Origin of the sequence: Helicobacter sp. MIT 03-1616 (assembly GCF_000765685.2) — a bacterium.
Taxonomy (GTDB): Bacteria; Campylobacterota; Campylobacteria; order Campylobacterales; family Helicobacteraceae; genus Helicobacter_C; species Helicobacter_C typhlonius.
Genome location: NZ_JROY02000005.1, coordinates 136,508 through 153,208, shown reverse-complemented (window position 1 = coordinate 153,208; position 16,701 = coordinate 136,508). Strand labels below are relative to the sequence as shown.

Here is a 16,701-nt window from a genome sequence, read left to right as displayed (position 1 = left end):
CGCAAAACTTCAACACTACAATGTATGCTTTAAGAAGCAAAGCTGTGTAACGCCAAGTGAAATTTTATAATGCACCCTTGTGTGAATCTGTGCGGCATAAAGCGTGATAATGCGCCCTCCCCTACCGCCTAAAGCCCTAGTTTCAAAACTTTTACGCTCCTTATAAATGGGCTTAAAAGGAAAGAGTAAAGTGATAGAAATGCGCGTTGGCTTAAGCGTGAGTATGCAGGTGATACGCGTGAATTTGTGTAAAAAATATGTATGGCTTATGGGAGCTTTTTTCATCGCGTAGGCTTTGTGTATTTGTGGTGTATTGGCTTTATTATAAAGTTTATTGTGAATCTTATTTTGCAAACTACAAAAATTGCGCGGAATATTTATACCTTGTCTTATCTTGTATGAATCTCTGCGTGGATATTGCATTTTCGCATTATGAGTGCTGTTTGTAGAAAAAAGCTCATTCTTACTCACGCGCAAAATATGATGCTCAATGATATTGTTCGCACATTCACAAAATGCCAAACTTATCTCATCTGCATTTTTTACGCGCAGCATAACAGATTCTATCCACGCAAAGACTGAATCCACCTCCAACCAATGCGCATAAAAATATCTCACATAGACTTTCATCAAGTCTTAAACTTGCCAATCGCGCTGTTTAGCTCTTTTGCCTTATCTGCCATAGCATTTGCAAGCTTTTGTATGTCATGCCCCACGCTCTGCGTAGATTCGGAAGATTTTGCAATTTCTTGCATCATCTCTGCTAACTCTTTCGTGCTTTGTGCAATAAAGGTGCTAATATCTTTCAAATGTATCGCATTTTGCTTGGTTAAGTTTAGCTTGGTGCGTGTATTATCTGCCTCATTAATAAGTGGCGTGGTCTTGCCTGTAATTTGTACCATATCTTCGGCAGTATCTCGAATATCTTGCCCCATATCATCAATACTTTGCGTTACAAGATTAATATTTGCGGCGATTTCATTGAGAGATTTTTGGGTGCGCTCGGCGAGTTTTCTCACCTCATCAGCTACCACTGCAAAGCCCCTGCCGTGTTCTCCTGCTCTTGCTGCTTCAATAGCGGCGTTCAAGGCTAAAAGATTTGTCTGGTCGGCAATATCGCTAATAATAGAAAGCACGGATTTAATCTGCTCGGCGTGTCCTACGAGCTCCTCCACGCGCCCCAATATCTCCTGCTGTCCTTGTGCGGAAGAGGAGATAAGATTAATTGAATCCTGCAAATTACTTACAAATTCATCAAGTGTGCTTTCGGTCTGCTCAATTTCATTTTTTGTTGTATCAGCAATTTGCTCGGCATCATCGAGATTATTACTCACTTTGTGCGCCAAGTCATTGACCTTATCCACGAGCTCAAACTGCTCATCAGAATTTTTTGACAATGTATTTGACATACCAAGTAGCTTATCACAAATTTGCATATTCTCATCGCTCACTCTTTTGCCGACTAAAATCGTATCTCGTATGGTTTGGATAAATTTATTTACATAGCCTGAAGTAATGCCCACTTCATCGTTGCGTTTAATCGCAATGCGCTTTGTGAGGTCGCCACTCCCACCCTCTGTAAGCGACTTCGCCATATCACGCAAATGATTAAGCGGTTTGACGAGTTCTCTTTCAAAAAATATATAAAGTCCAATCAATGCTAAGATTCCAGCGACAAACATTGTAAGCAAGAGATAATCCTCATTTTGTTCGATTTGCTCATAAAAACTTTCTGTTGAAATTTTGAGTTCCAGCACACCGAGCACATCGCCAACTTTTACCGAATCATACTCGTGGCACATCATACAGCTTTCGTTTGCCACCAAAGGCTTGAGGAATGTAACATAGTGAATATCGCCCTCTTTGCTCTCTGCAATTTTGGCTTGTTTATTGTTAAAAATCTCTACAATCTCCTCATCTTCACTCACTTTATCGCTCATACTAAAGAGGTCAATCACGCTTTGACTTTTGTGAATCTTAAGGAAAGATACACCCGAGATTTGAGCTGCTTCCTCCAATCCCACGTCAATCATCTCTCGAATCCCCATATTCATACTCATACGCACGGTTTGAAAGATAGAATCTCCAAGCATTTGGGCATTTCTCTTGCTCTCTTTTACAGCCATACCCTCAAATCCCGCCGCAATCAACGCATAGAGTATGCTAAAACCAATGACAATAAACATAAATAATGTGAAAAGCACTTTAGAACGAAATGTCTGTAACACCGCACGCCTCCTTAAGATAATCTCTTTAATGCTTCTTTGACAAGCTCTGAAACATTTGTAGCCTCAATGCCCCTAAGGGCTTTTGCAATTTCACCCTCCTTAAAGCCAAGTGATTTTAGAGCCAAACTCGCCTCTTTAGCTAAATTATTCTGCGGCTCCATATTTTGATTCTGTAACAATTCCGCAAAGAATCCCGCCACATCAACCATAATCTTACCTGCACTCTTTGGACCAATACCGGGCACTTTTTTGAGTGCATCAATATCTTTATTCGCAATAATGGTAGCAAAATGTGTAGGCGTATAGGTAGAGAGTATCGCAAGAGCGACTTTAGGACCCACACCATTAATCTTAATTAATCGCTCAAAAGTCTGCCTCTCCATATCCTCTATGAATCCAAAAAGCAAATGTGCATCTTCGCGTATGATATGCGTGCAGAGGATTCTCACTTCACTATGTGATTGCGAATCTACCTGCGATTTCAAAGAAGTAGTGGCATTGAGCGACATTTGCACGCCATATATTACACCACCCACATCAAGCTCTACAAACATCGGCTCTATCTTACGTGTTATGCCCCTTAAGCCTATGATGAGATTCATACTCATTGATGTTCTACTTTTTGCAGTCTGTGCTGCTCTTTGTCAATGATAATCTCTACATTCTCACCTTCACCAATTTTCATTATGTCCCTACTTTCAGGGAAAAAACTCTCATATATCACTTCATTACTGCCTTGCCAAGGCATATCACTCACAATGCACGCCTCTTGTGTCTGCAAGTCTAGCATTTCTAGTCGTTTATTCAGCTCTTTACTCTCTTGTTTAAGCGCAACTAGACGATCTTTGAGGTATTTTGTGCGGTGGAGCAAAATCACATATTGCGCCATAGATTCGGTAATGTTGCGTTCATTCGGTTTATTATTTTTCTTATTCTCCTCCATAATGAGTTTAATTTTTTTCACTACCGGCTTTGTTTTACGCACGAGTGCTAAATCTTTGTTTAACACCTGAAGGAGCGTATTCATAAGCTGGATATTGTGCGCAATACTCGCGTTAATATATGCTACTTCCTCCTGTGCCCTCAAAGAAGTGTGTGATGAGATGAGAAAACAATTTTCGCTGCCGCTTATATTTTTTATATGTGCGCTAAGTGATAAGGACAATTTCGTATGCGAGTAAAGATTCTCAACGATAATATTCTTTGCTCGAATATTGCCACCATTTGCTTGTTCAATTGATACTTCCTCGCCATCTATACTCCCAAGCTCCAAACGAGTGATGTGAATCTTTTCACCCTTTGCCGAGCCTTTGTGTGTGTCAATTTTGATGTCTTTTGCTCTAATAATTGAGCTTTGATGAGTCTGTCCATTTATCTCAACCTTATTGGCTACTATTACCGCATTTTCGCCCACACTGCCATAGATTTTTATCTCTCCCACTTCAAGCACAATCCCCGCGCCTACGGCATCTTGATTAAGATCTGTGCAAGTTACCTCCATCACAAAGCCCTTTTTATCTCCACCGAGCAATGACCCACTCGTGCGCATAGTGATTTCGGGCAAATTAAAATCTGCAAGAATCTTTAACTCACCCTCCCCTAGCGATACATAGCCATCTTGTGAAGCATAATATTCTACAACTTCTTCTTTTTCCTCACTTCTAAACTCGCCTTCTTTGTAGGACATTTTCATATCTAAATCCATATTATCCTGCTTTTTAGCGTGGATATACTCTCCTCTTAGATTCCGTCCGCTCACCCCCACTTGAGATTTGGTGGATAAGCCCACGAGTTCGCCACTTTTTGCCGCGTAGGAGGCAAACTCCACCGACTTTGAATGTGATTTATCCCATTCCTCTTTGAGAGTGAATTTAAACTCCCCACTTAAGCTTGGCACAAATCCACTCGCTTTCATAAGCGACACATAGCGCGTGGATTCTATTTTGCCTTTTATCGACAAGGAGTCAAATAATGTCTTCAAAGAAGCAATTTCTTGCTTAATATCTGCGCCAAAGATTCTCACAATCACATTTTTAGCGACTTTCTCCCGCGTGATTTGCTCATAAAGCTGTGTGAAAAAAGCCTCATCATCGCGCACTTCTAGCCCCTCTTTAATCTGGAGGGTCAGCTCATAGCATTCTTTATCTAAATGCAGCTTGACAAAAGGTGCTAAGTCGTCCTCTTTTAGCCCACGTAGCACGACATCATACACTTGTTTAATATCAAAATCATTTGTATTATATCTCGCCTCATCACCTAAAATCGTAGGGTAATCCTCTGGTGGCAGAATGCTAAAATCTTTTTTTGTCTCGCCGCGAAAAAGCGTAGTAATATGAGATACATCAAAGCTCACCATTTGTTCTTCAAGCGCATACAACTCGCATATTTTTTTGACTTCGGTGCTTACATCTGTGCAGGATTTGATAGAGATAGGCTCAAAGAGTTGCATAAAACCTCTTTAAATAGATTTGTTTATTACAGCTATAATAACACTTTTATGCTTAAAACACTTTAGAGTAAGGGCAAAATTTGATAAAAAAGGCATTTTTAACAAATAGTAGCGGCATACTACTTTCGCGCATTGCTGGTTTAGTGCGGGATTTATGCACGGCAAAAATACTAGGGGCAAGCGTATATAGCGATATTTTCTTTGCCGCATTTAAACTCCCCAATCTCTTTCGGCGCGTATTTGGCGAGGGGGCTTTCACGCAAAGCTTTTTGCCAAATTTCATTCATAGTCGCAAAAAGGGTATGTTTGCACTGGTAACTTTCCTCATTTTCGCCTTTTTTATCCTCTGCCTCTCACTCCTTGTTGTGTGCTTTAGCGGATTCTTTACCAAGCTCTTAGCCTATGGCTTTGATGATGAGACTATCGCTCTCGCAAAGCCCATTGTGGCGATTAATTTTTGGTATTTGGAGCTTGTGTTTATTGTAACTTTTCTTTCCTCGCTCTTGCAGTATAAAAACTGCTTTTGGGTCAATGCTTACAACACCGCGCTTTTAAATCTCTCTATGATTGCTGCCCTACTTTTAGCGCACGATAAAGATTCTATGCAAGTCGTGTATATGCTAAGCTATGGCGTGATTTGTGGCGGGGTAGCACAAATTCTATTACATTTTTATCCACTATATCGCTTGAGGTTTTTTAAGCTCTTATGTATTGGTGTGATAGAGCTATGGCAGTGGGTGTGCACAAAAGAGCCAGATTCTAAAATCAAAAAACGCATTGAATGCGCAAAAGCAGATATAAAGATGTTTTTTAAACAATTTTTCCCTGCAATGCTAGGGAGCTCCACAGCCCAACTTGCAACTTTTACCGATACGCTTTTAGCTTCATTTCTCGCCACAGGGAGCATTAGTGCGCTTTATTACGCAAACAGAATCTTTCAATTTCCCCTTGCCATTTTTGCCATAGCCATTTCGACCGCACTCTTTCCACTTGTGGCAAAGGCTATTAAAAACAATCAATCCCTACAAGCCTTTAACGCGCTCAAAAAGTCCTTTTGGTTTCTCCTCATCGTGCTATGCGTGTGCGTGTGTGGCGGGATAATGTTGAGCGAGGAGATCATTAGCCTACTTTATCAATGGGGGCAATTTAGCGAAGAAAACACGCGTATTGTCGCGGGTGTGTTTAGCGCATATATGCTTGGTTTAGTGCCTTTTGGGCTAAGTAAAATCTTTTCACTCTGGCTTTACTCTCATCAAATGCAGGGCAAAGCAGCAAAAATCTCGGCAATTTCTTTACTCTGTGGCATTGTCTTTTCACTTATACTTATGCACCCCTTTGGTGCAATGGGATTGGCACTATCTGGGAGTTTAAGCGGATTCGTGCTTTTTGTGCTTACAATTAGAATCTTTGGGTTTGCAAGATTCTTAGATATAATAAATCATAAAAAAGCGTGGTTAGCACTCGTGGTTATTCTCTGTGTAGAATTCCTCATTTTATGGTTTCTAAAGCCCCATATCAAAGCCTTAGTCGATAGTTTTCATCTCTTTGTAAGGAATATTTTATGATAACACTTTTTGATAGCACAAAAAAACAAAAGCTTCCATTCACTCCCATAAAAGACAATGAAGTGCGTATTTATGTGTGTGGTCCTACAATCTATGATGATTCGCATTTGGGACACGCGCGAAGCTCGATTGCATTTGACTTGTGGCGGCGACTCTTTGTATTTTTAGGCTACAAGGTTATCTTTGTCAAAAACTTCACCGACATTGATGATAAAATTATCAAAAAATCACTTGATAGTGGCATAAGCGTAAATGAGATTACCACGCGCTATATGGATTCATATCTTAGGGATATGGATTCTCTTGGCGTGATACGCGCAGATATTGAGCCAAAAGCTACCGAGCATTTGCCTCAAATGTGCGAAATGATAGAATCCTTATTGCAAAAAGGCTATGCCTACAAGGGCGAAAATAGCGATGTATATCTTAGCATTCATAAAGATTCACATTATGGCTCAATCTCGCACAGAGTGGAAGATTCACACGCACAGAGCCGCATAGAAAACGCGCAAGACAAGTTAGAGCACAGCGACTTTGCCCTATGGAAAGCCTATAAAGGAGAAAACGACATTGCCTACGATAGCCCATTTGGCAAGGGACGCCCGGGGTGGCATATCGAATGTTCGGCAATGGTTGAAAAGCACATAGCCTACAAAAATGAAAGCTATGCCATTGATATTCACGCGGGGGGCGCGGACTTGCTCTTCCCCCACCACGAAAATGAAGCCTCACAAACCCGCTGTGCCACAGGGCGAGAAATCGCTAAGTATTGGCTACATAATGGTTTTGTTAATATCAATGGCGAAAAAATGAGTAAGTCTCTAGGCAATAGTTTTTTTGTAAAAGACGCTTTAAAAAGCTATGACGGCGAGATTTTGCGTAATTATCTTTTAGGAGTGCATTATCGCTTGATACTCAATTTCAACGAGGAGGATTTGCTCCAAAGCAAAAAGCGACTTGATAAAATCTACCGCCTCAAAAAGCGTGTGCAAGGACATACAGCAGATTCTATCACACTAACAAACACCATAGAATCTTTGCAAAATACAAGCGCGATAAAAAGCATAGCGACAAAGGCACAAAAGGAATTTTTAGAATCTTTGCTTGAAGCATTGAGTGATGATTATAATATCTCAAAGGCTTTAAGCGTTATCGAGGATATGCTCTCTTACAGCAACGAAATGCTTGATAAAAATCCAAAAGACAAAGCACAAAAACAAAGCATTAGTGCGAATTTGCAGTGTATAGAGTTTTTACTAGGACTTGGTGGCAAGGACGCTACAAGCTACTTCCAACTTGGGCTAAGTGAGGAGCAAAAGACACATATACAAGCACAGATAGAAAAACGAAATGAGGCAAAAAAGTTTAAAGATTATGCCCTTGCTGATAGCATACGAGAAGCCCTAAGGCAGGAGGGTATAGAGATTATGGATACACCAGAGGGTACAACTTGGGAGAAAATATAGAATCTTAACCAAAAATCTGCGCTTACAATGCCATAAAGATGCTATGCAGGATTCTATAAATGTGGGATTTGTTAAAAAAGGGGCACAAATTAGAATCCTATAAATTAATGCAATGAGAAACCTTAAAGTAAACGTGTATAGAATCTTTGCCTTAGTGCAATGTGCGGTTCTCTATGAGATTCTTTAAGTAGATTCTAAAACGCCTATTGTTTCAAAGGATTATAAATGCCCTTTATCACGCGTGAATACGAGATTAGCACACCCATAGCAGCGTTTTTATTCCTTATGCGCCACAAACAATACAGCATACAAGCTGCCCAAAGAGCCATAGACAAGGGCTATTTAAGGCAAAATGGACGCGCAGTATCAAAGGCTGAAATTATTTGTGGTAAAGTCGAGCTAAACGAGTTTGAAGCCCGTGATATTAACTTAGAACCTTTGTTTTCCAATGCAGATTTTTGCGTGTATGACAAGCCACACAACCTCCTAAGCCACCCCAAAGGCAGATATTTTCACTACTCACTTAATGACGCACTCAAATCGCGCTTTGGCAAAAATGCAAATATCATTCATCGTCTTGATAGGCAAACTAGCGGCTTATTGCTATGCGCCCTAAATCCTGTAAGCGAAAAAGAACTCAAAATGCTAATGCAGCAGCGGCAGATTCACAAAAGTTATTATGCTATCGTGGAGGGGAATCTCACACAGGAGATACTCATTGACAAGCCACTCGCCACGCAAAAGCATAAGGGTGGGGATTTATGTATCAAAAGTATTATATGTAAAAATGGCAAAGAATCTCGCACACTTGTGCGCCCTATTTTTTATCACGCACAAACAGATTCTACACTTATTAATGCCCTACCACTCACAGGCAGAACCCACCAAATCCGCGCTCATTGCGCCTATATAGGACATAGAATCCTAGGCGACCCGCTATATGGGGCAGATGAGAAATATAGCAGAATGTATTTAGACAACAAACATCTAGCCGAGTATGAGCAATACTTCGGCGCACCCTATTTATGCCTCAATGCACATTCTTTGCACTTTTGTTTTAGAGAGCAAGAATATCGCTTCACAAGCAAACTCCATTTTGACTTCGCGCCACATTTTGAAGCATATTTTTAAGTTTGTGTTTATGGAATTTTTGATACAATCAAGAATTTTAGATTTTGCAAATCCTGCCGTTGAAAGAGATAGCTATGAATACTATAAAAACAAGAACAAACAATAAAATAAGTGTTGCTTTGCTGTTGTGCGTGTTTTTAGTATTTTTTATAAGCGCGTGTGCGGATAATAAATCAGTCAGCTCTTATACGCAAAATATCTCCACCGAGCAAGATGATAATATTAGAATTACTTTTGAAAACCCAATCGTTAGCGAAGAAACATTTAATGCGAGTAAGATTTATGAGGTAAAAGCGAGTGATGATATCATAAAGATTAATGGCAAAGGTGTTGATGCGACTTATGTATATCGCTCCACTTATGAAATACTCATCTTTCCTCTTGCCACGCTCAAACCAAACACAAAATACACATTCAATGTGAATCTTGCAAAACTTGAAAACACACTTATTAAAGATTCTCTCTCCCTTGATGTGCGGACTAATTTGACGGAGGCGGATATTTTGCCATTTGAGCCTACATACAATGCTAGTCAAAGCTTGAGCTTCCGCACAAGTGTCGAATTTTCACAAAGATTCGATATGAGCGCACTTTTACAGGCTATTGAATCTAATGATAAAAAAGAGATAGCAAAAGCCATTACTTTGCAAGATGATAAAGGCGCAGATGTGGGATTCACACTACAAGCCGCACCAAAGGCACTTTTTATTAAAAGTGATGAGCTACCTATACAGGAGGATAAAGCCTATACCTTAACCATCAAGGCTAAATATTTTGGGCTCAAAGAAGACAAGGTAGCGCGATACATACAGAGCGTGGGGAATCTAGAAGTGGTGGGCATAAGGGCTATAAGCACAGAGACACCATATATCGAAGTGGCTTTTTCTTCATATCTTGCTCAAAATACACATTTGGAGAATTTTATTAGCATTGAGCCAGACATTAAGGCAAAATTCTCTCAAAGCGGCAATGTCGTGCGAATTGACGCGCCTTTTAGTCTCTCTAAAAACTACAAAATCCGCATTAAAGAAGGCTTGGTAGGCGTGGATAAAGCGCGTATGCAAACTGCCAAAGAAGATTCGATATTTTTTCATCAAATCACCCCAGCAATAGCCTTTTCACAACAGGGTATTTTCCTCCCAAGCAATGCCGCACACAAAATCGCTTTTAAGAGTATGAATATCAAAAAAGTAAGACTAAAGATAAGCAAAATCTACCCAAACAACATCACCGCATATCTTTACAGACAAAATCTCATCGGCGAAACACAATACAACAACTACTCACGCGATGATCACTACTATGATGATGAGTATAGCGATAGGGGTATTTACGCGGATTTTGAGCGTTTGGGTGATGAAGTGCTTAAGCAAGATTTTGAGCTTGAAGCCGAGCAAAATCAATGGCTTCAAAGCGAGATAGATTTATCCGCACTTAAGGACAAAAAGGGCATTTTCATCATCGAACTTGGCTTTAAAGAAGAAGATATGATGTATGAATTTCCAGAGGGAACTTCATCGTGGCGCAAAAGTCAGTTTTTTGATAAGGCAACCATACAAAAGCATTTGATTTTTTCAAATATCGCCCTCATCGCCCAGCAAAGTGGCGATGATAAACTCGAAGTAATGGCACTTGATATGGTAAGTAATAAGCCACTCTCCTCGGTGCAAATCAATGCCATTAGTCGGAAAAATCAAACCCTGCAGAGCATAAGCACAGATTCACAAGGCATTGCCACATTTAATGAATCCTCTAAAATTATGTATCTTGACGCGAATAAAGATGATGACAATACGATTCTGCGCCTTAAGAATCCTGTAAGCACAGAGGGCTTTGATGTTGCTGGAGAGGTGCTTGATGGGAACACAAGGGCATATATCTACACCGATAGAGGCGTGTATCGCCCGGGCGAAAGTGCGCATATAAATATCCTTGCACGAGCAGATTCTAAACCGATTACCCACCCAATACACATTAGCATTACCTCACCACAGGGCAAAAAAATCATAGAGAATCTAAGCCTAAAAGAACAGCTTTTTGGATTGTTTTCATATACATTTACAACAGAATCTAACGCCCCAAGTGGCATTTATGAGCTTGAAGCAAAAGTTGGCGGAAGCAGTTTTTGGCATAAAATCTCGGTAGAAAATGTCGTGCCAAATCGCATAAAGGTAGAAATAGCATCTCCGGACAAAATAAGCACGGTAGATGAGCTTAATTTTACTCTGCAATCAAAATATCTCTTTGGTGCGCCAGCGAGCAATCTCAAATACAATATAGATTTGCTTGTTAAAGAAGTAAATTTTTACGCACCTGCGTATAAAGACTATGTCTTTACCTCACATCAAAGCCTAAATGATTTTTATGATGACTTTGAGGGCAAACTCGATGAAAATGGCAAGAAAAATATAGAAATTGATATTGACGATTTCATAGAAAAGGCGAGCAGAAACCTCCGCGCTATCTTGAGTGCAAAGGTCATCGAAAGTGGTGGGCGTCAAGTCCAAAATGCAAAGGCTGTGGATATTATGCTTTTTGATGCTTTTGTTGGGATTAAAAAGCCAGAAAGTCGCTATGTGAGTGCGGATAAAGAGATTCATTTGCCAATTATCGTGCTTTCAAGCGATACGCAAAAGCCTTTAGTTAATCGCAAACTCAAATATACAATTTATCATTCAAATCAATCGTGGTGGTGGGATTATAGCAGCTATGATGAGTTTGTGCGCTCGATAAAAAGCAGTAAATACACAAGGGTTTTGCAAGAGGGTAACCTCACTTCAAAGGCAGAACCTGTTGTTTTAACATTTACCCCAAATCAAAGCGGGGAGCTCTTTATCGAAGTGCAAGACTTAACAAATGGCACAAAGAGTGCGCTCTCACTCTATGCGAGTGAATATGGTGAGCCAAACCTTGAGCCAAAAATCACAGCCCTTAAAATGAGTTCAAACAAGACACATTACTTAAGCGATGAAAAGGCAGTTGTTACTTTTGAAAGCATCAAAGATTCTAAAGCACTTGTGAATATTATCGGTGCAGATAAGGTATTTGAGCGATTCTTTGTCGATACAAAAGATGGGCAAACGCAGTTTGAGCTACCGCTTAAAAAAGCCTATGCACCCAATGTGTATGTGAGTGTGCATCTACTGCAAGATTATAATAGTATTAATAATGACCGCTCACAGCGACTTTATGGCATTATACCGCTTATGGTGGAAAATGCAGATTCTAAAATTACTATTGATATTGACGCGCCTAAGTCAATCCGCCCCAATGATAATTTTGTCGTGAATCTCTCAAACAAAGAAAAGAAAAAAGTCGCTTACACACTCGCGATTGTTGATGAGGGGCTGCTTGATTTGACAGATTTTTCTTCGCCAAATCCGTGGGTATATTTCTACAAAAAACTAGCCCTTTCACTGCTGAATTTTGATAACTACGATATGATTATTGGGCACAATATAGATAAGATTCATCAAGTTTTAAAAGTCGGCGGTGAGGCGATGTTTAAAGCTGGTGCAAAGCGCAAAGATTTGAATCAAGCCCAAAGATTTAAACCTGTGGCATTTTATGCCAAACCCATAATGAGTGATGATAAGGGCAAGGCAAAATTTACCTACACAATGCCCTCATATATGGGGAGTGTGCGGATTATGGCAGTAGCGGTTGATGAAAAAGCCTATGGCGGAGCTTCACAAAATATGCAAGTAAGCGCACCTGTGGCTATGCTACCCACTATACCGCGTAGCCTCAAAAATGGCGATAAATTCACCCTTGCTATTGAAGTGTTGCCAACACAAGAAAAGGTAGGCAAGGTTACTTTAAATCTCAAAAGTGGCGATAAAATCGCATTTGATAAAAATCAAATTACTTTGCAGTTTGATGACAAAAAATCCCAAAATGTGTATATCAACGCACAAGCGAGTGAGAATCATATCGGGCAGGATTTCATCGATATAAGTCTATCAAGCAAGGACTTTAAGCTAAACCAAAAAAGCGAGATTGATATTTTGCCAAACAACCCTTACACGACTTTGAGCCAGAAATTCACGCTTAAACCTAAAGATTCACTCACACTAGAAAATCCAAAAAATTCTATTATCGGCTCAAGCGATAGTTATGTGATTGTGAGCCAAAGCCCGATTTTAAGCATTGATAATCGCCTCAAATGGCTTATCCGCTATCCTTATGGCTGTATCGAGCAAACGACTTCAAGCGTTATGCCGCAGCTTTTCTTAAACAAACTGAGCAAAAGTAATTTTATCGACAAGCAAGAAATTGTGCGAAACATTAACGCAGGAATTGAGCGCATAGGAAGATTCCAAACAAGTGATGGCGGTTTCTCATATTGGCAGGGAGAAACACGCTCTAATCCGTGGGGTAGCGCATATGCAGGGCATTTCCTACTTCTTGCTAAGGCAAATGGCTATTATGTAGCGGACAATGTGCTAAAAAATTGGATTTCCTACCAAAAGAACCTTGCCAAAAATACAGAAGATCCTAAAACGGCTATCTATGCACTCTACTTGCTTTCACTCGCGGGTGAGCCACAAATTGGTTTGCTAAATGCGATATACGAAAATCTTGATAGTCTTAATATAGATGTAAGCAACAAGTGGCTTTTGGGTGCAGCATACAAACTCGCAGGAATGCAATCAATCGCTGAAAAAATCACAAAGAATCTCCCCACAATAACCAAAGAGCGAGATGAGAGCTACTACATATATAGCTATGGCTCATCTTTGCGCGATAATGCGATGATTTTGCGTGCCTACACGGAGATTTATGGCGCACCGCACAAAGAGGCACTATCACTTCTTATCCAAAAACTCGAAAGTGATAATTGGTATTCGACACAAACACTTGGTTACTCGCTCCTTGCACTCTCTAGCACAATGCCTGCGAGCGAGGATAAGGGCAATAACATAATTGATGTAAATTTCAATGGCAAAAACTTCAAGGCGGATAAGGGAGCAGATTCTATAAAAATCCCATTTGACGCGATTGAGGGCAAACTTAGCTCAAACAACGCCTTCCCGCTCTATATCAATCAAGTATGGGACGGCATTTTATTAGAGAAAGATATTCAAGCAAAATCGCAAAAAATCGCACTTGCTCGAAGCTTCTTAGATGAAAGTGGCAATCCTATCGATGTAAGCAACATACCATCTTCTAGCACATTCTATATGAAACTCACCCTAAGCAATGCAAGTGAGCGTGTAAGGGTAAATAATGTCGCCATTACACAGAATCTGCCTAGCGGCTGGGAGATAGAAAACACAAGGCTAAGAGACGATGTGATTTTACCAAAATTTGTAACAAATAGTGGCATTACCTACACTGATATACGAGATGATAAGATAATGTGGTTTATGGACTACCACGGCAATAGCAAAGTGATGTTTGTGAAAATTAATGCCATTACACCCGGAGAATATATCCTCCCACCAGCTACTGCAGAGGCGATGTATGATAATAGCTTCCTTGCCAATACAAGCTCTATGCCCGTTGTGGTAAGCTCTCGTGAGAGATAGCGCGATTTTTGCTCGTGCCAAAATACCGCTTATTCTCTGCGCGACTGGTGCTGTGCTACTTTTCTTTTACGGCTTAGGCGTGTTTGTAAGCTTTTATGATACGCTTAAGACAAAAGAGGGTTTGAAAAAAGATTTATTTGAATCTGTTTATAGCAAAAGTGTTTTTGATAGAAATGGCACACTCCTTAGTGTGTTTTTAAACAAACAAGAACAATGGCATTTAAAGCTGCCTCACGCGCCACCACACAAACTTCGCGTTGCTGTGCTCAATTATGAAGACAGACGCTTTTATCAACATTGTGGGATTGATATTTTCGCGCTTTTGCGCAGTGCAAAAAATAATCTCACTTCACACAAAAGAATGGGTGGAAGCACGATTAGTATGCAGGTAGTAAAGCTCTACACCAACGCACCACGTACATTTGCAAATAAATTTAATGAGATTTTTCAAACACTTGCGCTCGAAAGCGCATATAGCAAAGATGAGATTCTCAATATGTATCTCAATAATGCGCCCTATGGTGGTAATATCGTGGGCTATCATTCAGCTGCACTTTTGTATTTTCATAAAGATTCTAATGCGCTCACTTGGGCAGAATCTGCTCTTTTAGCCGTGCTTCCAAACGCACCGGGACTACTCAATCTTAATAAAAACACACAAATCCTACAACAAAAGCGTGATACCTTACTTTTAAAATTACACAAAAAGGGATATTTTGATGAAACAATACTTTCCCTTGCTCTCAAAGAACCACTACCACAGACAAAGACAGCCTATCGTAATATCGCGCCGCACCTCAGTGTGCATTTAGCACGCACACAAAAGGCTTACAATATTCATACTACGATTGATAAAAATCTCCAAATACGTGCAGAATCTGTCATCAAGCAATATCATAAAAAACTCTATCCGCAGGGGATTTTAAACATTGCCGCACTTGTTGTGGATACACAAAGCGGCGAGATTCTAAGCTATGTAGGCTCGCAGGATTTTTTAGATATACAAAATTATGGACAAATAGATGGTGTGCGTGCGTTGCGCTCTCCGGGCTCACTACTTAAACCTTTTTTGTATGCCCTTAGCATTGATAATGGACTCATTGCGCCACAAAGCCTTTTGACCGATGTGCCACTCTACTTTGCTAATTTCAAGCCACAAAATGCGACAAAAACCTACAAAGGATTAGTCGCAGCAGAATATGCCCTGCAAAAATCACTCAATGTGCCTTTTGTAAAGCTTTTGCAAGAATATGGCTATGAAAAATTTTTCTTTACCTTGCAAGATATGGCGCATTTGCCAGCGAGCAATCCACATCAATATGGCCTGTCCTTTATACTTGGCTCAAAAGAGATAAATATGCTTCAAATCGCAAGACTTTATCGTGGGCTTGGTAACTATGGCGTATTTGGGGAGCTAAGATTCTTAGCAAATACACAGCCAAAACCTATGCAAAGATTTCTTACAAAAGGAAGTGCTTATCTTACCTTGCAAACACTAAAAGAGCTAGAGCGCGAGGGAATCCTCGACTTTCACAAAGAGAAAATGGTATTTTCGTGGAAAAGCGGAACAAGCTATGGCAGAAAAGATGCGTGGGCTGCAGGTGTAAGCCCGAAATATACTATTGTTGCGTGGGTGGGGAATTTTGATGCCAAACCAAATCCAAATATTTTAGGTGTGAAAACTGCGGGAACTCTGCTTTTTGAGATTCTCTCCGCTTTGCCAGACAATAATATCAACTTCGAGCTTCCCACGGAGGAGTTAGAATATATAGAGGTGGATAAATTTAGCGGATATAGGCTCGATGATGAGTATAAAAATCTGCTCGAAAAAGAAGATTCACAAAAAAGTATTCTTTACCCTATTCACGCAAAACCCCTAGAACGTTCGCCATTCTACCACAAAGCCTTTATGTATGGGGACAAGGAGGTAGATTCACACGATAGTCATTTTTTAGAATCTACCCCAAAACTCATCATCAAGATTCCCCTTAGTGTGCTCAACTACTACAAGATTCAGAACATACAAATTGATAAGCATATCCAAAGACATAAAAAAAGTGTGCAGATTCTCTACCCCACGCAAGGACTTAAAATATTGCAGGCAAAGGACTTAGATGGCGATAAAGAGCTCATTATTAATATTAGCAATATCAAGAATCAACCCATTTCGTGGTATCTTAATAAAAAGCTTGTCCATAGCTCCGCACAATCCTCCTTTAAGACGCGCTTATCTCCGGGGGATTATCATCTCACAATCGTGGGTGAGGACGGCAGTATGGATAGCGTGAGTTTTTATATAAAAGATTAAGTTACCAAAATAGGCTAAGATTC

At 40.1% G+C, this 16,701-nt stretch carries 9 protein-coding genes; 5 read left to right on the top strand and 4 right to left on the bottom strand.

Going from position 1 to position 16,701, the window contains the following annotated elements; all coding sequences use genetic code 11:
* Positions 1 to 15 precede the first annotated feature (15 nt).
* From LS67_RS05270 to LS67_RS05255, 4 genes are read right to left on the bottom strand one after another with little or no spacing between them, the layout of a single operon-like run.
* Positions 16 to 630: a hypothetical protein gene (locus tag LS67_RS05270; protein WP_034325510.1), complete on the bottom strand. Its 615-nt coding sequence runs from the start codon at positions 628 to 630 to the stop codon at positions 16 to 18.
* The gene (locus LS67_RS05265) at positions 630 to 2,228 is read right to left on the bottom strand and encodes a methyl-accepting chemotaxis protein (protein ID WP_034325509.1); all 1,599 of its coding nucleotides are present in this window, start codon (positions 2,226 to 2,228) and stop codon (positions 630 to 632) included. The genes LS67_RS05270 and LS67_RS05265 overlap by 1 nt, the downstream gene beginning before the upstream one ends.
* An 11-nt stretch (positions 2,229 to 2,239) precedes the next feature.
* Positions 2,240 to 2,836, bottom strand: a complete 597-nt coding sequence (ruvA, locus tag LS67_RS05260; RefSeq protein WP_231944822.1) for a Holliday junction branch migration protein RuvA — start codon at positions 2,834 to 2,836, stop codon at positions 2,240 to 2,242.
* The gene (locus LS67_RS05255; RefSeq protein ID WP_034325507.1) at positions 2,833 to 4,677 is read right to left on the bottom strand and encodes a hypothetical protein; all 1,845 of its coding nucleotides are present in this window, start codon (positions 4,675 to 4,677) and stop codon (positions 2,833 to 2,835) included. Before LS67_RS05255 ends, ruvA begins: the two co-directional genes overlap by 4 nt.
* A gap of 80 nt (positions 4,678 to 4,757) precedes the next feature.
* Between LS67_RS05255 and murJ the strand changes: the two genes are divergently transcribed.
* The 5 genes from murJ (at position 4,758) to pbpC (ending at position 16,678) form a co-directional block, all read left to right on the top strand.
* The gene (gene murJ / locus LS67_RS05250) at positions 4,758 to 6,242 is read left to right on the top strand and encodes a murein biosynthesis integral membrane protein MurJ (protein WP_034325505.1); all 1,485 of its coding nucleotides are present in this window, start codon (positions 4,758 to 4,760) and stop codon (positions 6,240 to 6,242) included.
* Positions 6,242 to 7,708, top strand: a complete 1,467-nt coding sequence (gene cysS / locus LS67_RS05245) for a cysteine--tRNA ligase (RefSeq protein ID WP_201273476.1) — start codon at positions 6,242 to 6,244, stop codon at positions 7,706 to 7,708. Before murJ ends, cysS begins: the two co-directional genes overlap by 1 nt.
* Before the next feature lie 225 nt (positions 7,709 to 7,933).
* Positions 7,934 to 8,839 (top strand): RluA family pseudouridine synthase, encoded by a 906-nt coding sequence (locus LS67_RS05240; protein ID WP_034325502.1) that lies wholly within the window; start codon positions 7,934 to 7,936, stop codon positions 8,837 to 8,839.
* Positions 8,840 to 8,913: 74 nt separating this feature from the next.
* Positions 8,914 to 14,370: an alpha-2-macroglobulin family protein gene (locus LS67_RS05235; protein ID WP_081951490.1), complete on the top strand. Its 5,457-nt coding sequence runs from the start codon at positions 8,914 to 8,916 to the stop codon at positions 14,368 to 14,370.
* A complete protein-coding gene (gene pbpC / locus LS67_RS05230) occupies positions 14,360 to 16,678 on the top strand; it encodes a penicillin-binding protein 1C (RefSeq protein WP_236096352.1) in 2,319 nt (772 codons plus the stop codon). Before LS67_RS05235 ends, pbpC begins: the two co-directional genes overlap by 11 nt.
* Positions 16,679 to 16,701: the final 23 nt, after the last annotated feature.